The organism is Mucilaginibacter sp. P2_D11, assembly GCF_056404435.1.
The window spans coordinates 268,432-292,544 of record NZ_JBFUEA010000006.1; the positions used below are offsets into that span (position 1 = coordinate 268,432).

General features: G+C 46.1%; 29 protein-coding genes. 11 read left to right on the plus strand and 18 right to left on the minus strand.

What is annotated here, in order from left to right:
* Nucleotides 1–63 precede the first annotated feature (63 nt).
* The 3 genes from AC1DXC_RS11545 to AC1DXC_RS11555 all read left to right on the plus strand — a co-directional run bounded on the left by AC1DXC_RS11545 (nt 64) and on the right by AC1DXC_RS11555 (nt 4,430).
* Entirely contained in the window at nt 64–1,377 is a 1,314-nt protein-coding gene (locus AC1DXC_RS11545) for an NAD(P)/FAD-dependent oxidoreductase (RefSeq protein WP_477459306.1), read from the plus strand.
* Entirely contained in the window at nt 1,377–2,234 is an 858-nt protein-coding gene (locus AC1DXC_RS11550) for a hydroxymethylglutaryl-CoA lyase (RefSeq protein ID WP_477459307.1), read from the plus strand. The genes AC1DXC_RS11545 and AC1DXC_RS11550 overlap by 1 nt, the downstream gene beginning before the upstream one ends.
* Nucleotides 2,235–2,759: 525 nt before the next feature.
* Nucleotides 2,760–4,430, plus strand: a complete 1,671-nt coding sequence (locus AC1DXC_RS11555) for an amidohydrolase (protein ID WP_477459308.1) — start codon at nt 2,760–2,762, stop codon at nt 4,428–4,430.
* Nucleotides 4,431–4,906: 476 nt separating this feature from the next.
* Here the strand turns inward: AC1DXC_RS11555 and AC1DXC_RS11560 are convergent, their stop codons facing one another.
* From AC1DXC_RS11560 to fbaA, 5 genes are all read right to left on the minus strand, one after another.
* Nucleotides 4,907–5,119, minus strand: coding sequence for a type II toxin-antitoxin system HicB family antitoxin (locus AC1DXC_RS11560; RefSeq protein ID WP_477459309.1), 213 nt, complete (start codon nt 5,117–5,119; stop codon nt 4,907–4,909).
* Nucleotides 5,109–5,369 carry a type II toxin-antitoxin system HicA family toxin gene (locus AC1DXC_RS11565; RefSeq protein WP_477459310.1) on the minus strand — a complete coding sequence of 87 codons (261 nt, stop codon included), beginning with the start codon at nt 5,367–5,369 and terminating at the stop codon, nt 5,109–5,111. Before AC1DXC_RS11565 ends, AC1DXC_RS11560 begins: the two co-directional genes overlap by 11 nt.
* Before the next feature lie 120 nt (nt 5,370–5,489).
* Nucleotides 5,490–5,921: a GNAT family N-acetyltransferase gene (locus tag AC1DXC_RS11570; protein ID WP_477459311.1), complete on the minus strand. Its 432-nt coding sequence runs from the start codon at nt 5,919–5,921 to the stop codon at nt 5,490–5,492.
* Nucleotides 5,881–6,384 (minus strand): low affinity iron permease family protein, encoded by a 504-nt coding sequence (locus AC1DXC_RS11575; protein WP_477459312.1) that lies wholly within the window; start codon nt 6,382–6,384, stop codon nt 5,881–5,883. The genes AC1DXC_RS11570 and AC1DXC_RS11575 overlap by 41 nt, the downstream gene beginning before the upstream one ends.
* Nucleotides 6,385–6,470: 86 nt before the next feature.
* Nucleotides 6,471–7,550 (minus strand): class II fructose-bisphosphate aldolase, encoded by a 1,080-nt coding sequence (gene fbaA, locus AC1DXC_RS11580; RefSeq protein ID WP_477459313.1) that lies wholly within the window; start codon nt 7,548–7,550, stop codon nt 6,471–6,473.
* A gap of 261 nt (nt 7,551–7,811) precedes the next feature.
* Here fbaA and accD point away from each other — a divergent pair, with 261 nt between their 5' ends.
* On the plus strand, nt 7,812–8,672 hold the full coding sequence (gene accD, locus AC1DXC_RS11585; RefSeq protein ID WP_477459314.1) for an acetyl-CoA carboxylase, carboxyltransferase subunit beta: 861 nt from the start codon (nt 7,812–7,814) through the stop codon (nt 8,670–8,672).
* 121 nt (nt 8,673–8,793) lie between these two features.
* Here accD and AC1DXC_RS11590 read toward each other — a convergent pair whose 3' ends face one another.
* Nucleotides 8,794–9,081: a hypothetical protein gene (locus AC1DXC_RS11590; RefSeq protein ID WP_477459315.1), complete on the minus strand. Its 288-nt coding sequence runs from the start codon at nt 9,079–9,081 to the stop codon at nt 8,794–8,796.
* Nucleotides 9,082–9,308: 227 nt separating this feature from the next.
* On the opposite strand from AC1DXC_RS11590, the gene AC1DXC_RS11595 reads away from it, so the two are divergent.
* Nucleotides 9,309–9,836, plus strand: a complete 528-nt coding sequence (locus AC1DXC_RS11595; protein WP_477459316.1) for a transposase — start codon at nt 9,309–9,311, stop codon at nt 9,834–9,836.
* A 237-nt stretch (nt 9,837–10,073) separates the two neighbouring features.
* On the opposite strand, the gene AC1DXC_RS11600 is transcribed toward AC1DXC_RS11595, so the two are convergent.
* Together AC1DXC_RS11600 and glmM are read right to left on the minus strand one after the other, a co-directional pair.
* Complete coding sequence (locus AC1DXC_RS11600; RefSeq protein ID WP_477459317.1) at nt 10,074–11,210, minus strand: cysteine desulfurase family protein; 1,137 nt, start codon at nt 11,208–11,210, stop codon at nt 10,074–10,076.
* Nucleotides 11,211–11,279: 69 nt separating this feature from the next.
* Entirely contained in the window at nt 11,280–12,668 is a 1,389-nt protein-coding gene (gene glmM / locus AC1DXC_RS11605; RefSeq protein WP_477459318.1) for a phosphoglucosamine mutase, read from the minus strand.
* Between the two features lie 114 nt (nt 12,669–12,782).
* Between glmM and AC1DXC_RS11610 the strand changes: the two genes are divergently transcribed.
* Nucleotides 12,783–13,136, plus strand: coding sequence for a hypothetical protein (locus AC1DXC_RS11610; RefSeq protein WP_477459319.1), 354 nt, complete (start codon nt 12,783–12,785; stop codon nt 13,134–13,136).
* A 28-nt stretch (nt 13,137–13,164) separates the two neighbouring features.
* Entirely contained in the window at nt 13,165–13,734 is a 570-nt protein-coding gene (locus AC1DXC_RS11615; RefSeq protein WP_477459320.1) for a phosphatase PAP2 family protein, read from the plus strand.
* 141 nt (nt 13,735–13,875) lie between these two features.
* Here AC1DXC_RS11615 and AC1DXC_RS11620 read toward each other — a convergent pair whose 3' ends face one another.
* From AC1DXC_RS11620 to AC1DXC_RS11660, 9 genes are all read right to left on the minus strand, one after another.
* Nucleotides 13,876–14,328 (minus strand): MarR family winged helix-turn-helix transcriptional regulator, encoded by a 453-nt coding sequence (locus AC1DXC_RS11620; protein WP_477459321.1) that lies wholly within the window; start codon nt 14,326–14,328, stop codon nt 13,876–13,878.
* A gap of 39 nt (nt 14,329–14,367) precedes the next feature.
* Nucleotides 14,368–14,526: a DUF5522 domain-containing protein gene (locus tag AC1DXC_RS11625; protein WP_158288432.1), complete on the minus strand. Its 159-nt coding sequence runs from the start codon at nt 14,524–14,526 to the stop codon at nt 14,368–14,370.
* Entirely contained in the window at nt 14,526–15,464 is a 939-nt protein-coding gene (locus tag AC1DXC_RS11630; protein ID WP_477459322.1) for an MBL fold metallo-hydrolase, read from the minus strand. The genes AC1DXC_RS11625 and AC1DXC_RS11630 overlap by 1 nt, the downstream gene beginning before the upstream one ends.
* Nucleotides 15,461–16,069, minus strand: coding sequence for a dephospho-CoA kinase (gene coaE / locus AC1DXC_RS11635; protein WP_477459323.1), 609 nt, complete (start codon nt 16,067–16,069; stop codon nt 15,461–15,463). Before coaE ends, AC1DXC_RS11630 begins: the two co-directional genes overlap by 4 nt.
* Complete coding sequence (locus AC1DXC_RS11640; protein ID WP_477459324.1) at nt 16,069–17,013, minus strand: CdaR family protein; 945 nt, start codon at nt 17,011–17,013, stop codon at nt 16,069–16,071. The genes coaE and AC1DXC_RS11640 overlap by 1 nt, the downstream gene beginning before the upstream one ends.
* Before the next feature lie 135 nt (nt 17,014–17,148).
* Nucleotides 17,149–17,478: a preprotein translocase subunit YajC gene (gene yajC, locus AC1DXC_RS11645; protein WP_477459325.1), complete on the minus strand. Its 330-nt coding sequence runs from the start codon at nt 17,476–17,478 to the stop codon at nt 17,149–17,151.
* A gap of 19 nt (nt 17,479–17,497) precedes the next feature.
* Complete coding sequence (locus AC1DXC_RS11650; protein WP_477459326.1) at nt 17,498–17,920, minus strand: DUF1573 domain-containing protein; 423 nt, start codon at nt 17,918–17,920, stop codon at nt 17,498–17,500.
* A 7-nt stretch (nt 17,921–17,927) separates the two neighbouring features.
* Nucleotides 17,928–18,875, minus strand: a complete 948-nt coding sequence (gene nusB / locus AC1DXC_RS11655; RefSeq protein WP_477459327.1) for a transcription antitermination factor NusB — start codon at nt 18,873–18,875, stop codon at nt 17,928–17,930.
* A 51-nt stretch (nt 18,876–18,926) separates the two neighbouring features.
* Nucleotides 18,927–20,012 carry a Glu/Leu/Phe/Val family dehydrogenase gene (locus AC1DXC_RS11660; protein WP_477459328.1) on the minus strand — a complete coding sequence of 362 codons (1,086 nt, stop codon included), beginning with the start codon at nt 20,010–20,012 and terminating at the stop codon, nt 18,927–18,929.
* Between the two features lie 194 nt (nt 20,013–20,206).
* Here AC1DXC_RS11660 and parS point away from each other — a divergent pair, with 194 nt between their 5' ends.
* The 4 genes from parS (at nt 20,207) to AC1DXC_RS11680 (ending at nt 23,494) form a co-directional block, all read left to right on the plus strand.
* On the plus strand, nt 20,207–20,689 hold the full coding sequence (parS, locus tag AC1DXC_RS11665) for a type II RES/Xre toxin-antitoxin system antitoxin (protein ID WP_477459329.1): 483 nt from the start codon (nt 20,207–20,209) through the stop codon (nt 20,687–20,689).
* Nucleotides 20,686–21,141, plus strand: coding sequence for an RES family NAD+ phosphorylase (locus AC1DXC_RS11670; protein ID WP_477459330.1), 456 nt, complete (start codon nt 20,686–20,688; stop codon nt 21,139–21,141). Before parS ends, AC1DXC_RS11670 begins: the two co-directional genes overlap by 4 nt.
* A gap of 116 nt (nt 21,142–21,257) precedes the next feature.
* A complete protein-coding gene (locus tag AC1DXC_RS11675; RefSeq protein WP_477459331.1) occupies nt 21,258–23,045 on the plus strand; it encodes an ABC transporter ATP-binding protein in 1,788 nt (595 codons plus the stop codon).
* 128 nt (nt 23,046–23,173) lie between these two features.
* Entirely contained in the window at nt 23,174–23,494 is a 321-nt protein-coding gene (locus AC1DXC_RS11680; protein ID WP_477459332.1) for a DUF3276 family protein, read from the plus strand.
* A gap of 88 nt (nt 23,495–23,582) precedes the next feature.
* Here AC1DXC_RS11680 and AC1DXC_RS11685 read toward each other — a convergent pair whose 3' ends face one another.
* Complete coding sequence (locus AC1DXC_RS11685; RefSeq protein ID WP_477459333.1) at nt 23,583–24,077, minus strand: DUF5362 family protein; 495 nt, start codon at nt 24,075–24,077, stop codon at nt 23,583–23,585.
* Between the last annotated feature and the right edge of the window lie 36 nt (nt 24,078–24,113).

A 24,113-nucleotide genomic window follows, 5' to 3' on the forward strand; every position in this document is an offset into this window, starting at 1 on the left:
GGGAGGGCTTTTTTAAAAGTCTCCCCTGCTGGGGGAGATTTAGAGGGGGCTAACTACTTCAATATGGATACCAACAATCTTTCAAAATTCCCTACGGTAGTCATCATCGGCGGTGGCTTTGGCGGCATACAGGTTGCCAAACAGCTTGCAGATAAGCCTGTAGAGATAGTACTACTGGATAAACATAACTACCACACTTTTCAACCCTTGCTATACCAGGTGGCCACCGGCGGCCTGGAGGCCGAATCGATAGGCTTCTCGCTCCGCAAGAACTTCGAGGGGCAAAAGAACCTGCGTTTCCGCATTGCCGAGGTTAGCAACATCGATACCGAAAAGAACGTAGTGCAAACCGATATCGGCCCTATCCCCTACGATTACCTGGTGATAGCCACGGGCTCTACCACCAATTTCTTCGGCAATAAGGATATCGAAAAGTACGCCATGCCCATGAAATCGATACCCGAAGCGCTAAACCTGCGTTATATGGTGCTACAGAACCTGGAAGAGGCCATTTTAAAGCCTTCTAAGGAAGAACGCGCGCCTTACCTATCGTTCGTACTGGTGGGTGCCGGCCCTACCGGCGTGGAGCTTGCAGGCGCTTTGGCCGAACTGCGCAACCACGTGCTGCATAAAGACTATCCGGAGCTATCCAAAGACGAGATGAAAGTTTACCTCGTAGATTTCCTGCCCAGGGTGCTCGGCCCATTCTCAGAACAGGGTTCAAAGGCTGCGGAGGATTTCCTCACCAAAATGGGCGTTGAGTTGTTGCTGAACGTAAAGGTAGAAAGCTACGATGGCCAGGAGATAAAATTCGAGGGCGGTAAAAGCATCCGTACCAAAAACGTTATCTGGAGTGCCGGTGTGGCGGGCGTTGTGCCGGAGGGCATCAGCAAAGAAGCCATAGAGCGCGGCAACCGCATTAAGGTTGATAATGTGTGCCGTGTGGTTGGCAGCAGCAACATCTTCGCCATTGGCGATGTGGCTGCCATGATAACAGACGATACGCCAAAAGGGCATCCCGGCGTGGCACAGGTGGCCATACAAATGGGCCAGCTTACGGGCAAAAACATCACCCGCCTTGTACGCGGCGAACAACCCGAGCCGTTCAAGTATTTCGACAAAGGTTCCCTGGCTACTATCGGCCGAAACAAGGCTATTGCCGATTTGGGCAAGATACGTTTCCAGGGATTTTTCGCCTGGCTGATTTGGATGTTCGTGCACCTGATATCATTGATGGGCGGGCGCAATAAGGTCATCGTGTTCATCAACTGGGTGGCCAGTTATGTAAACAACAATGGTGGCAGCAGGCTGATTATCCGTAAATTCGAACCGGAACAACTGGTGCAGAAGGATAAACAGGTTTCAAAAATAGATTAATGCCTGAGCAGATAAGAATTACCGAGTGCCCCCGCGATGCCATGCAGGGCTTGCACGATTTTGTGCCGACGGATATAAAGGCAGCCTACATCAACCTGCTTTTGCAGGTAGGTTTCGATACCATCGATTTCGGGAGTTTCGTATCGCCCAAGGCCATCCCCCAAATGCACGACACTGCGGAAGTTTTGAGCAAGCTGGTTTTAAGCAGCACCCGCTCAAAACTCTTAGCCATTATAGCCAATTACCGCGGTGCCGAAGAAGCAGCGGCGCACGATGAAATCACTTATTTGGGCTACCCCTTTTCTATATCGGAAACATTTCAGTTAAGGAACACCAATACCACTATTGCGCAAGCCTTTGAAAGCGTAAAGCGCATCAATGAACTGTGTCTTGCCAAAGATAAATCGCTTCTGATTTACCTCTCCATGGGTTTCGGTAATCCTTATGGGGACGAATGGAATACCGAAATTGTGCAGCATTGGGCACAAAAAATGATTGATGAAGGCATCGGTTACATCGCCTTGTCGGATACCATCGGCATAGCCACGCCGGGGCAGATAAGCACTTTGTATCCCGCCTTGACCAACCTTTCGCCCATCACCAGCTTCGGGCTGCACCTCCACTCCACGCCCGATACCTGGCAGGAAAAGGTTGCCGCCGCCTACGAGGCCGGCTGCACCCGTTTTGATGCTGCCCTAAAAGGCTATGGCGGCTGCCCTATGGCCAAAGATGAGCTTACAGGCAACATCGCTACCGAAAACCTCATAGCTTACCTGCTGCACCAAAACAGCGACCTGGGGCTTGATTTAGATAAACTGGGTGAGGCAATGGCGTATTCTACCCAAGTGTTTTTATAAATTTGTCATTTGCGAGGAGCAGCGCGGGAAATTGCGCGGGGGCGCGACGTGGCAACCTCATAGGACAAGCATCAGGGCCTTGCAAACACGCAAAATGTCCTATGAGGTTGCCGCGCTGCGCTCGCAATGACAATGGGGTAAGCAAATCCGCTACCGCGAGATTAGCGAAGCGTATCTCGTGCTGGGCATGTTACAAGCTTCCAGCTTGCGTCAGCTGAAAGCTGACCTTGTGCCTAACAAGGGCTGGAAGCCCGCGGTAGCAATAGTATTCTACCCAAGTGTTTTTATAATTTTGTCATTGCGAGGAGCTGCGTGGCAATTGCGCGGGGGCGCGACGTGGCAACCTCATAGGACAAGCGCCGGAGTTTTGCATGAGTATAAATGTCCTATGAGGTTGCCACGCTATCGCTCGCAATGACAAGTTGGTAAGTGTGCGACAAGGCAAATAACAAGTTCCCCCTCTGCAACTTAAAGCATCATACAACGTAAACTTTCCCTTAACATCCATTGCCGACCTTACCGGCCATGAAAAAGCTGTTCGCGCTGATAATCCTCATCGCATTATACCTGCCCCTACACGCCCAACAAGCGGATTTGATCCTCACCGGTGGCAACATCATCACCCTTAAACAAAAAGGCCACCGTGCACAGGCAATAGCCATGGCTAATGGTAAGATATTGGCGATAGGCACAAACGCCGAGATAGCCAAATACGCCGGAAAGGATACCAAAATCATCAAGCTGAATGGCAAAACCGTTGTCCCCGGCTTTAACGATGTGCACCAGCACCCCGCGCCGGTATATCCTTTCGAAGCACTATACGCAACCATACGGCTCGATACGGTTACTTCGATGAAAAACCTGATTGCGCTGATCAAACGTAAAGCGGCCATCACCCCAAAAGGCATGTTGATACAGGGCGTAGGCTATAACGAAACCTTACTTGGCGGCCAGCCAGTTAGGGATAGCCTTGATAAAGCCACTACCGAGCATCCGGTATTATTGAGGCATGTAAGCGGCCACCTATCGGCTGCCAACTCCTTCCTGATGGATAAAGCCGGCATTACCGAAGCCACCAAAGACCCGGCAGGCGGGCTGTTCGAACGGTATTTAGGCACTAATAAACCGGATGGCATTTGCAAGGAATCTGCCGCCGGTTACCTGCGCCGCGCAAAAATCACCTATCCGCCCAAACCGACCGAGGAGGAGGAAATGGCAGGGTACCGCCTCTATTTTAACCAGGTACTGGCCAGCGGCGTAACCAGCATAGGCGATGCAAACACCAGTCCCCAAAAGGTACAAATATACCGCAAACTGGTTGCCGAAAACTTCCCCATGCGCGTTAACCTCCTCATATGGTGGGAATACCTGGACCAGGTACTAAATGGAACGATACCACGTACAGAAACCGATTTCCTACGCATTGCAGGCATAAAAGTGGTGCAAGGCAATTCGCTCAGCGGCAAAACCTGCTGGCTTAACGACCCGTACGATATGATAAACCCGCTCACGGACAAACGCGATTACTACGGCATCCCCCCTGCCCGTAGTCAGGCCGGGCTGGATAGCTTATTCCTGGCCATCCATAACGCAGGTTGGCAAATTGCCTGCCACTCTAACGGCGACCGTGAGTTAGCCATGGTAATAACCTCCATTGAAAAAGCAATGCAGCAAAACCCGCGCCCCGACCCACGCCACCGCATTGAACATTGCAGCATTACCACACTAAAAATAATGGAGGATATTAAACGCGATGGCATCATCCCCGTGTTCCATTGCTACATGTACGAACTGGGCGAAAAGATGGCTGTATATGGCGAGGAACGCCTGAAGATGCTGCACCCTACCCGTACCGCACAGGATATGGGCATCGTTTATGCCCTGCATTCAGATGCGCCGATATCCACCTACCCCGCCATGATCCGCCTGGGTAGCGCGGTTGCCCGCAAAACCAAAGAAGGCAATGTGATAGGCGCCAACCAGCGCGTAGATGCCGAAGATGCCATAAAAGCCTACTGCTACGGCGGGGCCTACACTACATTCGAAGAAAAAAAGAAAGGCTCGTTGCTGCCCGGCTATTTCGCCGATATGGTAATCCTCGATGCCGACCCAACGGCCATTGACCCGGATAAGATAAAGGATATCAAGGTGAATACTACGATTGTAGCCGGGAAACTGGTTTATAGGGCGAAGTAAAACTAAAAAACTTTGTCATTGCGAAAACTGCGGGGGGAGTTGTGCGCGGCGTTTGAAGCAATCTCATAGAATTTGTCAGCCTTTCAGAAACGTCTGCCACAATTTCAATATGCTCCTGAAGTCTTGTAAAGGAATGGACTGCAGCAAATTTTCCGTATTCCCTGTGCTCGGATAAATATCTGCTGTATGGGTATTAAGCCATGCGGTGTATAATTCAGAAGAAATTGAGCCGTGTTCATAGTCGGGCGACCCGCCGTTCAAATAATAGTCGACATTTTCTAATCCTTCGCTGATACTAATTTGGTCGGTGTATGAATCCAAGAATTCAGCCAAACCGCCACCTCTCGTACCGTGGCACGATTTCCCATTGACCTTTTGGGTGGAAAAAGTAACGTCATACTTTTTTAATAGATGATTCACCTGAGTTGAATTATTCGTAAACACATAAACGTAATGCGATATGTGTGGTAATTCAATTAGGCGTACATTAGTTTACCTTTTGGCGATGGCACAGGCCTATCTAGCTCCTTTGCCGTTTGTATCCATTGCTCTATAACAATTTCAATATTTGCTATAGCTTCGCTGTAAGTTGCGCCATCAGCCATACAACCAGCCAGTTCGGGCACTTCGGCAATAATTGATTTGTCTTCCTCACTCCAGTAAAGGATTATTTCATATTTATATTCCATACAACATCAATTTATATTTTAAAATCAAGTTTCGAACTTGCTTAACCTGGTAAGGTTTTGCTTTGCTGCCATTTGGCTGGATGTTTATTATTTCGTTTACGCCGTCTTTATAAAAAATCCTATGGCTGCCGCCTGTGGTTTTTTCATTAAAATTCAGATGTAATAAAATGTTTCGTAAATCATCGAAAGTAAAATTATTGTCAGAATTGCCGGATAGCAGTTTGACAAGCATCTTTTCAAATTTACTCATTTTTCATATCATATGTAATACTGAATCGCACCTTCAATTCGGGAGATTGCTTCGCGCCTTATAATGACGTGGTGGTGAGAGCCATTCATCTGCACATCTGAAATCTGCACATCCGCACATCTACCCCTTCACCATCTTATAATGCCGTATCCCTGCTTCCTCAAACTCCGGCCCGGTTTTCTCAAACCCGAAACGGGAGTAGAGGCTAACGGCATCCAACTGGGCATGCAGGTAAACGTAAGCGGCATCGGCAGGCAAGGCAGCTAAAACAGCGCGTACCATCTCCTGTCCTACGCCAAAACCACGAAATTTCTTCAATACAGCAAAACGCTCTAATTTATAACCTTTATCGGTTTTTCGGTAGCGACAGGCGCCGGCGGGCTCACCATCGACGGTGACTAAAAAATGGGTGCTTTGATCGTTAAACTCTATCTCCAGTTCGTGCGGGCAGCCCTGCTCTACAACAAAAACTTCGTGGCGTATGGCAAATACTTTCTCCAGCGCTGCCGGATCAGTTACCTGTTCTACTTCTATTTTTGAGGGCTCGGGCATAATGCGGTTTACTTTTAAAGCCGGTTAGCTTTGAATTATGGTTCTCCTCAGCAGCGTCAATAGAATGCGTGCAGGTGAGGTCGTCCTCCTTCTCGGCAAGATCGGATAATTTTACATAAAATTTATGCAATTGGTCAAGGTCGTTCTCGCTCAGGTCCTCAATATCCACCATGCGGTTGCTGGCTCCCTGGTGCGATGCAAGCAATTCGTTCAGTTTTAAATGAATGGCCTTCGAATCCTTATTCTGCGATTTCTGTATCAAAAACACCATCAAAAAAGTAACGATGGTGGTGCCTGTATTGATAATGAGCTGCCAGGTATCCGAATAATCAAAGATGGGCCCGGTTATCAGCCAAACAATTATAATAGCGATGGCCCCCAGGAACGCCGGGGAGCTACCGGTTGCTATGGTTGCCCAGTTTGCAAATCTTTCGAATAAATTCTTGGTTTTCTTTTTGGCCATGGCGCTCAATATTTAACCTTACAACCTAAAAAAACCGCCGATGTTCTTACACAAAGGCGGTTTTTATTCTTATTGGTTCTACCAGCTTATAACTTGCTGTTAGCGTCGATGCAATTCAAATCGCCGAAGGCTACAGTTAAGCGTTTTACAAACGTTTCCTCTGCCTTGCGCAACCAAACGCGTGGATCGTAGTATTTCTTGTTTGGAGAATCCTCGCCATCCGGGCTGCCAATTTGTGTTTGCAAATAGCCTTCTTTTGCCTGGTAGTAATCTTTTATACCTTCCCAAAATGCAAACTGCATATCGGTATCGATGTTCATTTTGATAGCACCGTAAGAAATCGCTTCGCGGATTTCTTCCTGGCTCGAACCCGAACCACCGTGGAACACGAAGTTGATAGGTTTCTCGGCAGCAAGGCCATGTTTCTCTTTTAAATAAACCTGCGAGTTGTGCAGGATAACCGGTTGCAATTTAACGTTACCCGGTTTGTACACACCGTGTACGTTACCAAATGCAGCAGCAATGGTAAACCTGTCGCTCACTTTAGAAAGTTCTTCGTAAGCGTAAGCAACCTCTTCTGGCTGGGTGTATAAGCGTGAGCTATCTACATCAGAGTTATCAACGCCATCTTCTTCACCACCGGTTACGCCCAGCTCAATTTCAACGGTCATGCCCATTTTAGCCATGCGGGCTAAGTATTTAGCAGATATTTCGATATTTTCTTCGATAGGCTCTTCAGAAAGGTCAAGCATGTGCGAAGAGAACAAAGGCTTGCCGGTTTCAGCAAAGAATTTCTCGCCATGCTCCAACAAACCATCTATCCATGGCAATAATTTTTTTGCGGCATGGTCGGTATGTAAAATTACGGCAACACCGTAATGCTCGGCTAATAAATGCACGTGCTTCGCAGCAGATACGCCGCCTAAAATACAGGCTTGCAATTTTGAATTATCAAGCGATTTACCCGCGTAAAACTGCGCGCCGCCGTTTGATAATTGGATAATAACAGGTGAGTTAACAGCTTTTGCTGTTTCCATTACTGCATTTATAGTGTTTGTGCCGATAACGTTTACCGCCGGCAAAGCAAACTGGTGTGCTTTAGCTGCTTCAAATAGTTCCTGCACCTGGTCTCCGGTGAGTACTCCTTTGTAATCTTTTAAACTCATTAACTTATTGTTTGTGCGCCGAAGTTATAAAAATTGTTGAAAAGTTGGAAGGTTTGAAGGTTGAAAAGTTGAATAATATAGGTAGACAATCGTTTTTGTAGACTTTACTTGCCGTTCAAAAGCTGAAACGAACATTTTCACCTGCAAGCAAAAATTGAAACCTTACAACCTTTTTACCTTACAACCTTTCAACATTAAAACTTTTAAACATTACAACCTTTTTTCGTTTCTTTGTGTCACTTGAAAGACTTAGATATAGATATGGCGTGGTTTAAGCGAGAAATCAAAGGGATAATTACGACTACTGAGGAAAAGAAAGAAGCCCCCGATGGCATCTGGAACAAATGCCCCAACTGTAAAAAACCCCTTCACTACTCGGAACAGGTTGAAAACCAATACGTTTGCCACTACTGTGGTTTCCATATACGCATTGGCTCCAAAGAATATTTTTCTATTTTGTTTGATGATAACCAGTTCACCGAACTGTTTGGCGACCTAACCTCGGGCGACCCATTGCACTTTACCGATACCAAAAAGTACACCGACCGGCTGGTAGAAACTAAAAAGAAAACCGGTTTACAGGATGCTATCCGCGCAGGCGTTGGCAAAATGAACGGTGAGGACGTGGTGATTGCCTGTATGGATTTCAATTTTATAGGTGGATCCATGGGTTCTGTAGTGGGCGAAAAGATTGCCCGTTCTATAGATTACAGCATCAAACACAAGGTTCCTTTCCTGATGATTTCCAAATCGGGTGGTGCCAGGATGATGGAAGCTGCCTTCTCGCTGATGCAGATGGCCAAAACATCGGCTAAATTAGCCCTGCTAAGCCAGGCAAAGGTACCTTACATCTCTTTACTAACCGACCCAACAACAGGCGGCGTTACCGCATCATACGCCATGCTTGGCGATATCAACATTGCCGAACCGGGTTCGCTCATTGGCTTTGCCGGCCCGCGCGTTATTAAAGAAACCATTAAAAAAGACTTGCCGAAAGGCTTTCAAACTGCCGAATTTGTGCAGGAACACGGTTTCCTCGATTTTATAGTCGACCGCAGGGAAATGAAAGAGAAGCTGGCGACTTTTTTAAAGATGCTGGCTCCGGCCCCTCCCGCCCTTTGAGAGAGGCAAGAAAACAAGACTTAAGATACAAGACAAAAAAAGTCCGCACGGTGTATAACCATGCGGACTTTTTAATTGAAGCGAATCTTGCTTCCTGATTCTTACTATCTTGAATCTTTGATCATATCCCTTCCGTACCTGGCTCATGCCCTACCATGCGGCCGGTTGTGCGGCCATGCGGGCGACTTTCAAAATCTGTACGAGCAGGGCCCTCTGCTGGAAATTCTTTCCTATCGGGTGGCGTTACATCGTTTTGTTCGCTGTATGATGCATCGTTACCATCCTGCTGTTGTTCTTGCTCATTTTGCTGGCGGTAGCCCGAACCTTCCTGACGGCTCTTGCCTTCTTCAGGTGTTTCGTTTGGATTGTGGCTCGGATTGTATTCCGGGTTTCTTTCGTTGCTTTCCATGATATTTAGTTTTTAATTGTTAATTAATAAACAACCAAAAACTTTGCCAATTATTTATTATGGAGAAATTTATTTTCTTTCTACCCTTGTTGTGTGTTATCACTAACAAGCCCGCGAGGCACTTAAACACGGTACCAACCGAAAGCCCTACTGCACTTGTTTTGTTTATCACGATTAAGCCTAACAATGCGGGAAGGTTATTATATTGCAATGCCTAAGCACCTAACATGGCTTTCATCAATTTTCACCATCATCCACAATTCTTTACAGCAACTATCCTCAATTGGAATTCACTTTTGAGGGAGGATGAATATAAAGACATCATCATCAAAAGCCTCAAATTCCTGATAGACGAAAAAAGCGTCGTTGTTTATGGTTTTGTAATAATGCCTAACCATATCCATTTGCTGTGGCAAATACAGGATGGTCACAAACAACAGAACATTCAACAAAGGTTTCTGAAATTTACTGCGCAACAGATGAAGTTTAAATTACAGGAGGCCAAAGACACACGGCTCGGGATCTTCCGGGTAAACGCTAAAGACAGGGAATTCCAATTTTGGGAACGAAATCCATTAAGCATAGATCTTTGGAGCCCACAAGTACTAACACAGAAGTTGGACTACATTCATAATAACCCCATGCAGCCGAAATGGCGATTAGCCGATTCCCCTGAGAACTACAGATATTCGTCGGCAAGATTTTATGAAACGGGAGTTGACGATTTTGGGATTTTAACTCACTATTTAGGCTAACAGCTTGCCTTGGGTGCGGATTGGGATGACGGGATTACGTTCACCATCCATTTACATACACCACGGATTGTTGGTGATAACACACAACAATGGCATAAAACTTATAAGCTATGTCATTGCGAGGAGCGGCGGGCCGGGATGAGCGATGGGGCGACGTGGCAACCTCATAGGACGGACGACCTGTCCTATGAGGTTGCCGCGCTGCGCTCGCAATGACATAGTTTAAGAAAACGCGCTTTACGCGCTCACCATGCAAAGCTCTTTCAGCTTAGCCACGGTATAATCTACCTCATCTTTAGTATTGTACTTAGAGAAAGAGAACCTAACCGATGGCCTGTCTGCACTGGCTCCGATGGCGGTAAGTACATGCGAACCGATATCAGAACCCGAGCTGCATGCGCTGCCGCCTGATGCGGAGATCCCGGCTATGTCTAGATTAAACAGCAGCATATCGGCCATGTCCATTTCAGGGAAAGAAGTGTTTAGTACAGTGTACAAGCTTTTTGCTGGGTCTGTTTCGCCGTTGAAAGCTACGCCGGCAATCTCCTGCTGCAGTTTGGCCATCATGTAGCTTTTCAGATCCTGTATATAAGCCTGGTGAGCATCCATTTCGCTGTAAGCCAGCTCCAAAGCCTTTGCCAGACCGACTATACCATACACGTTTTCGGTACCGCCACGCATGTTGCGTTCCTGCGCGCCGCCGTATATCATAGGTTTGATTTTTACCTTATGGTTTACATGTAAAAAGCCAACGCCTTTTGGGCCGTGCAGCTTATGGGCCGCGCATACCATAAAATGCACTTTCAACTTACTCAGGTCGTGCTTGTAGTGACCAACCGTTTGTACGGTATCGCTGTGGTAGATGGCGTTGTAGGCCTCGCACAGGTCGCCCACGCGTTCGATATCGGTAATGGTACCCAGTTCGTTGTTGGCGTGCATCAGCGATACCATGCTTCGCTCATTATCTTTCAGCAGGGTTTCCAGGTGATTGTAATCTACATTGCCTTTACAATCCACATCCACGTAGCTTAGTTTGATGGTACCGGCCTTCTCCATCGATTGTAGCGTATGGATTACGGCATGGTGCTCCAGCTGGGTAGTGATGGCGTGGGTAAGCTTGTTATCGTTTATGCCGCAACGGATGGCGGTGTTATCGGCCTCGGTACCGCCGCTGGTAAAGAATATCTCAGCCGGCGAAGTATGCAGCAAATTGGCTACCGTTTTGCGCGAACGTTCTATCAGCGTACGCACCTCGCGGCCATGGGAATGTATAGAGGATGGATTGCCGAACTGGCCCTCCATTACTTTATACATTTCCTTTATAACTTCAGGGTCGAGAGCGGTGGTGGCAGCATTATCGAAGTAAACGCGCATGGTAGTAATTAGTGAGTGGTGAATAGTGAGTGGTTATCTTTCGGACTTGCCGTCTTTCTGACTTTCGGACTAACTAAGATTTAATATTTCTTTTATATCACGAATGATCTTTTCGGCCAGATTAGCCGCAACGGTTTCCGAATTTGCCTCGGAGTAGATGCGGATAATAGGCTCTGTATTCGATTTACGCAAATGTACCCATTCTTTGTCGAATTCTATTTTCAGCCCGTCAATGGTGCTGTGCGGCTGCTTTTGGTACTTCTCTTCTACCTTCAGTAACAGCGCATCGATATCCATCTCCGGCGTCAATGTGATCTTATTTTTAGAAATGAAGTACCCTGGGTAAGAAGCCCTTAAAACGGATACCGGTTTGCCATATTTAGCCAAATGGGTTAAAAACAGGGCGATGCCTACCAGTGCGTCGCGGCCGTAATGCAGTTCGGGGTAGATGACCCCGCCATTGCCTTCGCCACCTATAACGGCGCTTACTTCCTTCATTTTGTTTACCACGTTCACTTCGCCAACCGCGGCAGCATGGTATTCGCCTCCCTCCTTCTCGGTAACATCGCGCAGAGCGCGGGTGCTGGAAAGGTTCGATACGGTGTTGCCCTTGTTGTTCTTCAGCACGTAATCGGCCACTGCAACCAGCGTGTACTCCTCGCCGAACATATTGCCATCCTCGCAAACAAAGCAAAGGCGGTCAACATCAGGGTCTACAGCTATGCCTATGTCGGCCCTGTTCTTTAATACTTCCTTTGAAAGCGCTACCAAATTCTCGGGCAGCGGCTCGGGATTATGCGGGAAATGACCATCCGGCTCGCAATAAAGTTCGTGTATGGTATTTACGCCCAACGCTTTTAATAGGGCAGGCACAAATATGCCGCCGGTAGAGTTTACGCAATCAATCACCACCTTAAAATCGGCGGCCCTGATCGCCTCTACATCAACTAAAGGTAGGGCGAGTATTTTATCGATATGTTTTTGCAGGTAGCTGTCGTCTTTAGTCACCTTACCAAGGGCGTCAACGTTTGCATAGGTAAAATCGCTGTTCTCGGCAATTTCGAGTACTTCTTTGCCATCGGCATCGCTGATGAACTCGCCGTCGGCGTTCAGCAATTTGAGGGCGTTCCATTGCTTGGGGTTGTGGCTGGCCGTGAGGATGATGCCGCCGGCAGCCTCTTCATCGGGCACCGCAACTTCTACAGTTGGGGTGGTAGATAGCCCGAGGTCTATCACATCAATGCCCAAACCTTGTAAAGTACCTATCACCAGGTTGTTCACCATATCGCCGGAAAGGCGCGCGTCGCGGCCAATAACGATCTTATTTTTGCCCGAGCGTTTTACCGCCCAGCTACCATAAGCGGAGGTAAATTTCACGATATCCAGAGGCGTTAAGCCTTCTCCCGCCGCGCCGCCGATGGTGCCCCTTATACCCGAAATTGATTTTATCAGTGTCAAAATGTACCGTATTTTAGGCTGCAAAAATAAGCTATTTAACCCATTACAATGTAAAATTGGTGTACTTTTAGGGCTGAATATACGGGCTATACTTACCCATATTTATTTTAAGTAATGGAAATCAAAAGGATACTTTACCTGATTTTTATGGCAATTGTGCTTATCGCAACAGTATTTTTTGCGCGGTACGATGGGAAGCGCCTGACAGACGGCGTCAAAAAAACCTATGAAAGTAGGTTTACCGGCAAAATTGTAGAAATATATAGTAATAGGTCAACGGTTGGTTTAACTTTGATTAATAACCAGGAATATTATTTTCATCAAAGTAACGAATCTTATGCTAAGGGCGATATTCTGAAATTAGCGGTCGAAGGCGATACGATTTCAAAAACTGCTTTTTCTACAGATATTTATGTTATCCACAATGGGAAAAAGTATAAGTTTATAATGGACAAACCCAGTAAATAAGCAAATTCATAACCCATCTAAAAAGCCAATGCCAGATTTCCTTTTACAGCTCGACAGGCATTTATTCTACTTCATTAACCACGATTTATCCAATGCTTTTTTTGATTGGATAATGCCCTTGATGCGTAACCCCAGGTTTTGGATACCACTGTATATCTTCATCATCGCATTCAGCATATGGCGTTATAAAGAACAGGGTGCTATACTGGTGCTGATGCTTGCCTTAGCTGCCGGCTTCGCCGATTTCAGCAGCGCCAGCCTTATCAAAAAACAGGTGCAGCGCGATAGGCCCTGCCGGGATGCAGTAACCTCCAAAACCGTCATCAGCCGGGTACCCTGCGGCACGGGCTACAGCTTCCCCTCTACCCACGCTACCGACCATTTTGCATTAGCTATATTCTTATGCCTGGCATTCGGCAAAAAATGGAAATGGGTTGTGCCCGCGGCTATCCTGTGGGCCGCACTCATTTGTTTTGCGCAGGTTTATGTGGGAGTCCATTTCCCGGTAGATGTAACTGCCGGGGCAATTTATGGGGGATTAGTGGGCTGGCTATTTTTTGCCAGATTTAAAAAATGGCAGCCGGAATTTGTGGCCTGATGCAGATAGAGACCCACGATTTTTGGGCCGATGAACTACAACCCGGCCGCAGTGCCCTAAATGTTCCTAACGGCGAGAAAAATGACCCTAAATTTGATGCATTACGGCAAAAACACGGAAATTTTAGCAAGTGATTTTGGGCTATGCGCCTCGCATCTTATCCAGCAGATCGCTTAGTTGGCCGGCTTCTTCTTCGGTAAGGTTATCCTGCAAAATATCTTTCGTCCTGAATTCCTTATCCATTTTCGATAGCACCTGCAGGCCTTCCTGGCTAATGCCGATATCTACCGCGCGCCTATCCTTGCTGTTGGTGCAACGCGATACCAGGCCCTTTTGTACCAGCCTATCCACAATGCGCGATGCATCAGACATCTTATCAATCATTCGCTCCTTCAACAAATTTACGGTAGCCGGCTTAGGGTATTGTCCGCGTAGTATGCGCAGTATATTGAACTGCTGCTGTGTAAGGTTGTATTGCTCAAATTTGGGCCTGGAAATATTAGTCATCCAGCCGTATGTGTACGACAGATTGATCACCGCCTTGTGGTAGTTATCCTCAAAATTCGTACTTTTTATATCTTCCTCAATTCCCATTATAGCGCAATAGCTTGATTTTGATGCAAATATAAATATTTATTTTTCTTTTTGTTCATCCTCATCTTCCCTGCCGTATTTCCAGGGGCAGTGCAGGCATTTGTTTTTGCAGCAGTAGCCTCGTTTAAGGTGGTAAGCCTCGGTAAACACAAAATTGCCATCGGCATTGATGTAATAGTCTACGTTTTCCTGCAGCATTAGTTTAATAACTTTACAAAAGTATCATTTTTGAGATAATCTTTCAGCTGTTTTCCGTCGCCATGGAGGGTCCACACCTGCTTTGGCCGGGTTTGATTGATGGTGGTGATAATATCATTCCAGTCGGCATGGTCAGATATATAAAGTGTATCGTTCATATTTACCTGCAGGTTTTTCCATCCCGAAGCAAACAGCCGCTTTACCCCCGTTGCACGCAGGTAACTATCGAAAGTAAAAGGCGGAACAATGTACACCCACTCCTCCTGCGTTTTCATCAGTTTGCGGCCATACATCTGGTGTTTACCCAGTTCAAAACCCATCTTCTCGTATATAGCGTTGATGGGCATAATGCGGTGATGCACCAGTATCTTTTTCTGTGGCGCGTAGTCGTTTATCATCCTTATCAGCCGCTGGCTTTTACCCAGGCTATAGGCACCCAACAGGATATTTATTTTGATATCGTTGAGCTTTTTAATCTCTTCTACCGGGTCGGGGTGAGTGGTATCGGGGTTGGCAAACGTCGTTTCGGTTATCAACACATCGGTTTCAACAAACTCCATAGGTTCGCAGGTAGCGTCGGGTTGTAGTTTGTAATCGCCGGTGTACAAATACCGGGTGCCCTGGTATTCCATCAGTATCTGTGCCGAGCCGGGCATGTGGCCGGCGGGTATAAAAGTTACTTGTACCCCGCCAACATTCAACGGTGTATGATATGCAGCAACGCTGATTGCCTTACCCGCGCCTTTGCCATAGCGCAATTGCATAAAGGCAATTGTAGCCGCCGTAGCGTAAACGTTGGTGTTGCCGCTAACGGCATGGTCGGCATGGGCGTGGCTTATCAGGGCTTTATCTACAGGTTCTTTTGGGTCGAGGTAGAAATCGCCGTAGCGGCAGTATATGCCGTTGGCATTGATGAGTAAAAAATCGTCTAGTATCATTTGTGCTTGGCCAGGGACAGGTACAGTTGGTGCAATTTGAGCACCTGGGGTATTACCAGTTGGGAATCGTCGTTAATAATTACATCTCCGGCCAGTGCCAGCTTCTGCTCCTCAGCCATTTGGCGGCTCTCTCGCTTCTGCACTTCTTCGGCGGGTATCTTATCGCGCTGTACTACCCTTTGGATGCGTAAGGATTGCGGCGCAGAAACCAATAGCGAACGATCGCACATTTTATAAGATCCGCTTTCGAAAAGGATTGCCGCTTCCTTTAGAACGTAAGGCACGTCCTCGCGGCTTTGGAACTGCTGCACCCACAAATCGAATGCGCGGAAAACGGCCGGGTGCACCAGCGCATTTAGTTTAGCCAGTTGCTCTTCGCTGCTGAAAACAATGGCCGAGATATGCCTACGGTCGAGCGAGCCGTCGTTGTGGTACGATTCTGCACCGAAGGCCTCTTTAATACCATCTATCAGAATGGTATCGCTTACCATCACTTTTTTTGCGGCATCATCAGCATAGAATACGGGGATGCCCAGCGTTTCAAACACTTTGCAAACGGTGGTTTTACCGCTGCCGATATTGCCTGTAATGCCTACTTTAAACATTATTTTTTCACTATAAAATCAACATTCAGCGGCTCTATCTTTACTATTTTGCTGTACGATGGTGTGTGCGTAAGCCTTACTGATAGCACCCGGTAGCCTTGCAGCCACTGATCTAAATCGGCAACGGCCTCAAAATCGTCCTCGTTGATGTCGGGGTAATCTTTTAAGGATGTAGTAAACGTAATCTTCACCTTTTGCGGAAATATCTTTACGTCGTAAAAGTTATGGTTATTGATGAGTTTTACGGGTATCTGCATGGTTTTTTCGGTAAACTCATCCACCGGTATTTTCACCGTAACGCTTTTAGGCAGCACCGTTAGGTTCCCTTCTGCCGGAGAGCGTAAATTTACCCGGGCGTTGAAACTTTCGTTGAGGTCCTTCAATATAACCGAATCGGTTTGCCAGTACGTAATTTTTGCCAATACGTCTGCCGGGCCGCTGATGGTTACATACGATGGTTTTATGCTGATAGCATCCGACTGGGCAAATTGCTGTTGGTAGTTAAGCGCTGTAACCAACTTTACAGGCACGCGCTTGATAAGCCTGTTAGACAAATCGAAGAACAGGGTATCAGGGTCGATGGAAACTACCTGCCGCTCTATATCCCTTTTTGCATTTATCAGCTTTAACTGCGTGCTCAAAACAACATAGTTTTTGCTCTCGAGAGCGCTAAGATCTATGCTTATTTTATCATCGTCGCCATTCATGCGCGAAAACAGCATCTTCCAGCCCGTGCCTTGTATGGTTGCGTTGATGGTATCGGGCTGCAGAGAATGGAAGGCACGCTTTTGCGGCGAATTTTTGAATACCGCCAACAGCTTTACTTTGTAGTTTTGCTGGCTTGAAAGCGCTGTAAACAACCAGGCAAAAACCGATAATACCAGGCAAGTAGCAAATGCGGATAACCGCCTGCGCTCTATTGCCGATAATTTGATTATTGCCATTTATTTGAGGTAAAAGGTAAAAGGCGAAAAAACAAAGGTAAACGTAATAGGTTAAATTGTTAAAAAAAGAAAGGCGAAAGGCAGGCTATATATAACTAAGCCAACCTTTCGCCTTTTACCTTTATCCTTTACCCGCTATTTAACTACTGCAGGGGTGTTCAAAGCCCTTGACTCTTCTAATGAGATAGCCGATTTGCTGAAGCGTATGCGGCCGCCGTTCTCTACTTCTATCAGGAAAGTGGTTTCGGCTATTTCATAGATCTTACCGTGGATACCGGCGGTTGTGATTACTTTATCGCCTTTTTTGAGTTCGTCTACGTATTTCTTCTGATCTTTGGCCTTTTTCATTTGCGGGCGTATCATGAAGAAATAAAATACGATGGCAATTAACCCAAACATCAGTATCTGGGGATTAATGCCAAAAATAGTAGGGGCTGCTGCCTCTAAGAAAATAGTTGCTGTCATTTTTTTGTTTATGTATTGTTTATTTCGCTACGTCGCCAATAAGGTGCACCATGGTTTGTGCAGGGTTGGTATTGGCTGTAACGGTTATTTGTTTATCCTGCAGGCCCATTTTACCTACGCTGTTAAAAGTAACTTTTATAGCGCCCTTTTCGCCTGCCTGTATCGGTTTTTGTGGCCACTCGGGTTTGGTGCAGCCGCAGGTAGCTATGGCATCCTTAATAATTAGGGGCGATTTACCTGTATTGGTGAACTTAAACTCGTAAGTTACCTTGTCGCCTGTTTTGATTTTGCCAAAATCGTGCGTTTCTTTTTCGAATTTGATAACCGGCGCATTGGTTGCGCTTGCGTTATTAACCGTGGCGGCACCGCCGGTTTGCGTGCAAGAACTGAAGGCCGTCATCAACGTGGCGGCTGTCATCATACCTAAGATCAACTTTTTCATGATATGTTTATTCTATTAATCCCCTGCCTATTTTCTTTACTTTGTTGTCGGCTTTTAATTCTGCCAAAATTTTGTCTAAGATACCGTTTATAAACGAATTACTCTTAGGCGTACTAAATTCCTTTGAAATTTCAAGGTACTCATTTATGGTTACCTTAACCGGTATGGAGGTAAAATTAATAAACTCTACAATAGCCATCTTCATTAAAAGCGTATCCATCATGGCTATACGGTCCGGTTCCCAGTTTTGAGTCTTCTCGGCTATCAGTTCCTGGTAAGGTGTATCGAAGCGAATAGTTTGCTCGAACAGGTTTATCACAAATTCACGATCTTCAACCCAGTTACCGCTAATTTCGGCCAGTTGGTTTTGCTTAGGGTCATCGTATGCAAAATTTTTGAATGTTTTGGCTATAAGGGCCTGTAGCACCTCCCTATCTACCGGCCAGTAAATGAACTTATCTTCGAAAACCTGCTCCGCTAGCGACGATTTCAGGATAACCTTTTTGAAGATAAATTTGATGATGTCTTTATCGGTACCGATGGTATCGTCTGTTTTGGCCAGGTATTCGGCGTATTCAGTCGAATTTTTGAGCGTAATGAACAAGGATTTCGCCAGTTCGGGGTCGAACGACCAATCTACCTTGTATTTCTTAAGCGAAACCAGGTACTCTTTGTTATCGCCGAGCGATGTATAGAATTTGTTGGTTAATATCTTAAGGTTTGGGTTTAGGTCGTCGGCTGTGGGCAGGTGCTTGTTGGCCCTTTCTTCTGCATCGCGCTCGGCGTAGGCTATTACCTCGCTAATGAGCGATAGCATCCAGATGTACATTTCATATACCTGGTCTATGCTGCTCAGCAGCTGTTTTTCGTGATGTTTAATGTCGTGGGAGTTCGATTGATGGTATGCGTATAACGATTGTAATACCTTTACCCTGAGATGCCTTCTGTTTAACATGTTGTAAGAACGATTATGCCCCGGTAAATCGGGGCTGTTTATGATAATATATTAATAGGTTGATTTTACTTTTTTTATATCTGCAATGCGTTTTTCGGCTATTTTGTTTGCCGCTGTGGTAGTAGAAATTCCCTCGGCTTTAGATAAACGCAAGACATTGCGTGTAGCCTCGTAAATATTCTCGGTAAGCTGCAGGGTGCGTTTTTTGCTGAAGCCCATCAGTTCTGAATAACAATTGATGATGCCACCTGCGTTTATTACGTAATCGGGCGCAAACAAGATACCTTTATCAAGCAGCATTTGGCCGTGCAGGGCCTCATCCTGCAGTTGATTATTCGCAGAGCCGGCAATTATAGCACAGTGCATCCGGGCGATAGTTTCGGTATTAATGGTAGAGCCTAAAGCACAGGGCGCATATATATCGGCATTGATATCAAATATCGAGTTATTAGAAACCGCCTCTGCACCATATTTTTTTGATACCTGGCGGGTGCGCTCGTCGTTGATGTCGCTTACGTACACTTTTGCGTTCTCATCGCGCAGCAGTTTTACCAAATGCTCACCCACGTGCCCAATCCCCTGTACTATAACAGACTTGCCGGTCACGTTATCGTTTCCGTAAAGCTCCTTTATGCAAGCTTTTATCCCCATAAAAACGCCCAAGGCTGCAATGGGGGCCGGGTCGCCGCTGCCGCCTATGGTTTCGGGTACGCCGGTAACGTGCTGGGTTTCCATACGTATGTATTCCATATCGCGCGGGTTGGTGCCCACATCCTCGGCAGTAATAAATTCTCCGTTAAGGTTTTTGATAAAACGGCCGAATTTGCGCAACAAAGCCTCGGTTTTGTCTTTACGCGAATCGCCGATGATAACGGCCTTACCTCCACCCAGGTTTAAACCTGCAATGGCCGATTTATAGGTCATGCTTTTAGATAGTCGCAAAACATCCTGCAGGGCTTCATGCTCGGTTTTGTAAGCCCAGAAACGGGTACCGCCCAACGCGGGGCCCAATGTAGTATCATGAATAGCAATGATGGCCCTCAACCCGGTTTCCGGATCGCTGCAAAACACAACTTTTTTGTGTCCGAAAGCGTCGAGCTGGTTAAAAATACTATCGGTTGGTTGATTAGAGGGCATTACAGAACAGCAAAAAAATATTCGTTTTTCAGTTCTGCAAAAGTAGGGGTTTTTTCAATAGGCGCAAACTATATTAGTGGGAAGTCGGAAAAGTCCGCAAGTCCGAAGATTAAAAGATTTTTTCTGGAAAAATTACGAAAAGTTTGACATCCAAGACATATGTCCGTATATTTGAGGACATAAAGCAGATCAAGATGAAAGAGCCTAAAATATTTGATATATCATCTCTCCCATACGAATTATCAGAGAGCGATAGTGTTCTAACCTTTTTGCTAGCAGAACCAAGCGCTGTTTATCAGCGCACGCCCTCTACAGAAAACGCAATCGATAAAATCCGCGATGGGCTACCCAAGCAGGCCATTGATACTGTTTTGGCAAAAACAAATATTTCACGCACGCAGCTTTCCAACATCCTGCACATTAGTACCCGCCAATTAAACCGTTACGAAAAAGACGAGCGCCTCTCTACAGAGCAATCGAACTTTTTATACGAATTTACGCGTATTTACACCCGTGGCCTGGATATTTTAGGGGATGCCGCCACTACCGATACCTGGCTTGCCCGCCCAAATATGGCCTTAGGCGAAATATCGCCCATTGAACTGCTTGATACAGGCGAGGGTGCGCGCATGGTGAATGATTTGCTTTCTAACATCGAGTACGGCTTTTACTCGTGATATTCTACAGAATAACCCGGGAAAAATACGCCCGGGATCTTAGTGGCAAAGGCGGGTTATTATCAGTGGCGCGCTGGCATAAGCATATCCCGGTGATATATGCATCGGTAAATTCATCTACAACCATTTTAGAGAAACTGGTACACCTGCAAACCGGCGAGATACATAACGACCTGGTGACCGTAAGTATCATAATACCCGACGATGCCAGCAGCGAACGGATTGAAGTAGCCCAATTGCCGCTTAATTGGCGAAAGTACCCTGCACCTGCTATACTGCAGCGGATTGGTAACGCCTGGTTAAAATCAAAAGGTGCATTGCTGCTATACATCCCCAGCGCGATTGACCCGCTGGCTAAAAATGTTTTGATTAATCCCATGCATCCTGAAGCCGCCGGATTAAAAATAGGAGATGTGCGACCGTTTAGGTTTGATATGCGGTTGGTAAAATAACGCCATAACAACGCCATCTTTCGCCTTTTACCTTTCCGTGCTTGTTTGCTTTTACCTACTTTTGAGCTTCTTTCTTTCGGATTGCGGACTTTCCGACTTCCGGACTGTAGACAACCATGAAAGCACTCGCATATCTCAATAAATTCTTTTATAAATACCGCTGGCGGCTTATACCCGGCGTGCTGTTCGTAATCATATCGAATATATTTGCGGTTTTGCCTGCACAGGTGGTTAGGGTAGCGTTCGATCTGGTTACCGAGAATATCAGTACCTACCAGCTATTCAACGGCTTCGAACGGCAAAACGTTATCTACGACATATTCGGCTCGAGTTTATTGCTGTTCGGCTTGCTGGTTTTGTTGCTTGCCCTGCTGAGGGGTTTATTTCTGTTTTTTATGCGGCAGACCATCATACTCATGTCGCGCCATATCGAGTATGATATGAAGAACGAGATATACAACCACTACCAGCGTTTGTCGCTCGCTTTTTATCGCCGCCACAACACGGGCGATCTTATGAACCGTGTTACCGAAGATGTAAGCCGCGTGCGCATGTATCTGGGCCCGGGCATTATGTACAGCATCAACACCGTAATCCTTTTTATACTTGTAATATACGCCATGGTTACGGTTAACTTACGGCTGGCCATATTCTCGATATTGCCGCTGCCTGTTTTGGCGGTTATCATCTTTTATGTAAATACCATTATCGAGCACCGCAGCGAACAGATACAAAAACGCTTATCGGGCCTTTCCAGCTTTGTGCAGGAGAACTTCTCAGGCATTAGGGTTATCAAATCTTACGTGCGTGAGGGTTTTGTACGCCAAAAATTTGCCGCCGAGAGCGAAGATTATAAAACACAAAGCATGGCTATGGCCAAAGTGCAGGCCATGTTTTTCCCATCTATGCTATTGCTGATAGGCCTCAGCAACGTTATCACTATTTATATAGGCGGCGTTGAGGTGATGAAAGGCAACATCACCGCAGGTAATATTGCCGAGTTTATCGTTTACCTCAATATGCTTGCTTTTCCGGTGATTTCGCTGGGCTGGGTAACGTCGCTGGTGCAACGCGCAGCCGCATCGCAAAAGCGGATAAACGAGTTTTTACAGGAAGAGCCGGAGATACAATCGCCCAAAGCATTGCCGCACACGTTGGCAGGAAAAATTGAATTCAGGGATGTATCCTTCACCTATCCGGATACGGGCATTAAGGCATTGCAGCATGTATCGTTCGTGGCCAACCCTGGCGAAATGGTGGCCATCATCGGGCGCACGGGTTCGGGCAAATCAACTATCGGCAATTTGATTATGCGGATGTATGATACAACCGGTGGAGAGATATTGGTAGACGATAAGCCGCTAACAGGGCTAAACCTGGATAGCTACCGCTCGCAAATAGGCTTCGTGCCACAGGAGGTGTTCCTGTTCTCGGATATCATAGCGCACAATATCGCTTTTAGCGCCGATGTGCTGGATATGCAGCGTGTAGAGCAGGCCGCTAAAGACGCTGCCGTATACAACAACATTATGGAGCTGGATAAAGGCTTCGAAACGTTGATTGGCGAGCGTGGCGTTACGCTGAGCGGAGGGCAAAAACAACGCGTAAGTATAGCCCGCGCCATCGTAAAGCAGCCGCAGGTATTGATATTCGACGATTGCCTTTCGGCAGTGGATACCCGCACAGAGGAAGAGATACTGAGCAACCTGGGCCGCATTATGCAGGGCAAAACCAGCGTGATTATATCGCACCGTATATCTACCATTAAAAACGCCGATAAAATATTGGTGATTGATAACGGCCAAATTATTGAGCAGGGAACCCACAACCAACTGATGAAGCTTAAAACCGCCTACTTCGAGCTTTACGAAAAGCAATTGCTGGAGGAAGAAGAAAAAGTTTAGCAAACGCCGTACCATACAATTTTATTGTGCTTTAGTTTTAATAAATATTCAATATTGTTACAATTAATAGTTGTGGTTTAAAAAATTAGTTATATTTATCCCAACCAAAACTATTACGATAACGATTTATGGGAGATTTTGACAACAGAGAACGTGAGGAAGTGTACTCCAAAAAGGTGAGAGCCGGGAAAAGGACTTATTTTTTTGATGTAAAAGCAACCCGGTCCAACGATTACTATGTTACGATTACTGAGAGCAAGAAACGTTTGGAAGACGGAGTTTTTATAAAGCACAAGATATTTTTATACAAGGAAGATTTCGAAAAATTTGCCGAAGGATTAAAAGAAACGGTAGATTACATAAAAGACCACCAGGATGTGGTAGAGAAACGTTACGAATTCAGCGAGGGGCATGAAGTTGCCAAAGCTGACGAAGATTTCTCTTATTAAGCAGGCCCTAATTTAAACCTGAATATTACAAGCAAAAATACCCCGCCGAAAGGCAGGGTATTTTTGTTTATGGATAATTGCAGTTTGGTTAGTGGCTCATCATAGACGCTGCGCCTATGCCGGCTACTATCATACCTACGAATGCCAATGCCACAAACGAGAGGTAAACAATCGTGGTAATGCCCCACATTTTAAAGAAGGATTTTAATTTGCTGAAGGCCACAGTCGCCTCGGCAGTGTTGTTATAGGCTACCGCACTTTTTATCTTATCGCCAAACTGGTAAAGATATAAGGCAAAAAAGAAGCTGAACACTGCCAACAGTAAATAAATAACGGTCATCAAAGTACCCAAGCCGGCGGCTATCCCTTCTATTAAAGGATTTACCCGCGCCATGGTCGTAAACATAGTGCCTGCAAACAAGGCTCCTATGAAAATTAGTCCTGTGCCAATAAAGCCCATGATACCTAAAAAATAGGCCCATTGCCCGGCTTTTTGCAGGTAATATCTTGCTTCGTCTGTCAGTACGATTTGCGGCTGATCGGCCGGCGGAAATGTTTCTTGAGGTGGTACAGGTAATTCCATTGTTTGGGTTTAAGTATTTCTTTTAAAAATATAAAA

Coding starts and splice junctions, on each gene's coding strand:
- AC1DXC_RS11545 (WP_477459306.1), top strand. CDS start 64: ATGGATACCAACAATCTTTCAAAATTCCCTACGGTAGTCATCATCGGC.
- AC1DXC_RS11550 (WP_477459307.1), top strand. CDS start 1,377: ATGCCTGAGCAGATAAGAATTACCGAGTGCCCCCGCGATGCCATGCAG.
- AC1DXC_RS11555 (WP_477459308.1), top strand. CDS start 2,760: ATGAAAAAGCTGTTCGCGCTGATAATCCTCATCGCATTATACCTGCCC.
- AC1DXC_RS11560 (WP_477459309.1), bottom strand. CDS start 5,119: ATGGAATATAAATATGAAATAATCCTTTACTGGAGTGAGGAAGACAAA.
- AC1DXC_RS11565 (WP_477459310.1), bottom strand. CDS start 5,369: ATGAGTAAATTTGAAAAGATGCTTGTCAAACTGCTATCCGGCAATTCT.
- AC1DXC_RS11570 (WP_477459311.1), bottom strand. CDS start 5,921: ATGCCCGAGCCCTCAAAAATAGAAGTAGAACAGGTAACTGATCCGGCA.
- AC1DXC_RS11575 (WP_477459312.1), bottom strand. CDS start 6,384: ATGGCCAAAAAGAAAACCAAGAATTTATTCGAAAGATTTGCAAACTGG.
- fbaA (WP_477459313.1), bottom strand. CDS start 7,550: ATGAGTTTAAAAGATTACAAAGGAGTACTCACCGGAGACCAGGTGCAG.
- accD (WP_477459314.1), top strand. CDS start 7,812: ATGGCGTGGTTTAAGCGAGAAATCAAAGGGATAATTACGACTACTGAG.
- AC1DXC_RS11590 (WP_477459315.1), bottom strand. CDS start 9,081: ATGGAAAGCAACGAAAGAAACCCGGAATACAATCCGAGCCACAATCCA.
- AC1DXC_RS11595 (WP_477459316.1), top strand. CDS start 9,309: ATGGCTTTCATCAATTTTCACCATCATCCACAATTCTTTACAGCAACT.
- AC1DXC_RS11600 (WP_477459317.1), bottom strand. CDS start 11,210: ATGCGCGTTTACTTCGATAATGCTGCCACCACCGCTCTCGACCCTGAA.
- AC1DXC_RS11610 (WP_477459319.1), top strand. CDS start 12,783: ATGGAAATCAAAAGGATACTTTACCTGATTTTTATGGCAATTGTGCTT.
- AC1DXC_RS11615 (WP_477459320.1), top strand. CDS start 13,165: ATGCCAGATTTCCTTTTACAGCTCGACAGGCATTTATTCTACTTCATT.
- AC1DXC_RS11620 (WP_477459321.1), bottom strand. CDS start 14,328: ATGGGAATTGAGGAAGATATAAAAAGTACGAATTTTGAGGATAACTAC.
- AC1DXC_RS11625 (WP_158288432.1), bottom strand. CDS start 14,526: ATGCTGCAGGAAAACGTAGACTATTACATCAATGCCGATGGCAATTTT.
- AC1DXC_RS11630 (WP_477459322.1), bottom strand. CDS start 15,464: ATGATACTAGACGATTTTTTACTCATCAATGCCAACGGCATATACTGC.
- coaE (WP_477459323.1), bottom strand. CDS start 16,069: ATGTTTAAAGTAGGCATTACAGGCAATATCGGCAGCGGTAAAACCACC.
- AC1DXC_RS11640 (WP_477459324.1), bottom strand. CDS start 17,013: ATGGCAATAATCAAATTATCGGCAATAGAGCGCAGGCGGTTATCCGCA.
- yajC (WP_477459325.1), bottom strand. CDS start 17,478: ATGACAGCAACTATTTTCTTAGAGGCAGCAGCCCCTACTATTTTTGGC.
- AC1DXC_RS11650 (WP_477459326.1), bottom strand. CDS start 17,920: ATGAAAAAGTTGATCTTAGGTATGATGACAGCCGCCACGTTGATGACG.
- nusB (WP_477459327.1), bottom strand. CDS start 18,875: ATGTTAAACAGAAGGCATCTCAGGGTAAAGGTATTACAATCGTTATAC.
- AC1DXC_RS11660 (WP_477459328.1), bottom strand. CDS start 20,012: ATGCCCTCTAATCAACCAACCGATAGTATTTTTAACCAGCTCGACGCT.
- parS (WP_477459329.1), top strand. CDS start 20,207: ATGAAAGAGCCTAAAATATTTGATATATCATCTCTCCCATACGAATTA.
- AC1DXC_RS11675 (WP_477459331.1), top strand. CDS start 21,258: ATGAAAGCACTCGCATATCTCAATAAATTCTTTTATAAATACCGCTGG.
- AC1DXC_RS11680 (WP_477459332.1), top strand. CDS start 23,174: ATGGGAGATTTTGACAACAGAGAACGTGAGGAAGTGTACTCCAAAAAG.
- AC1DXC_RS11685 (WP_477459333.1), bottom strand. CDS start 24,077: ATGGAATTACCTGTACCACCTCAAGAAACATTTCCGCCGGCCGATCAG.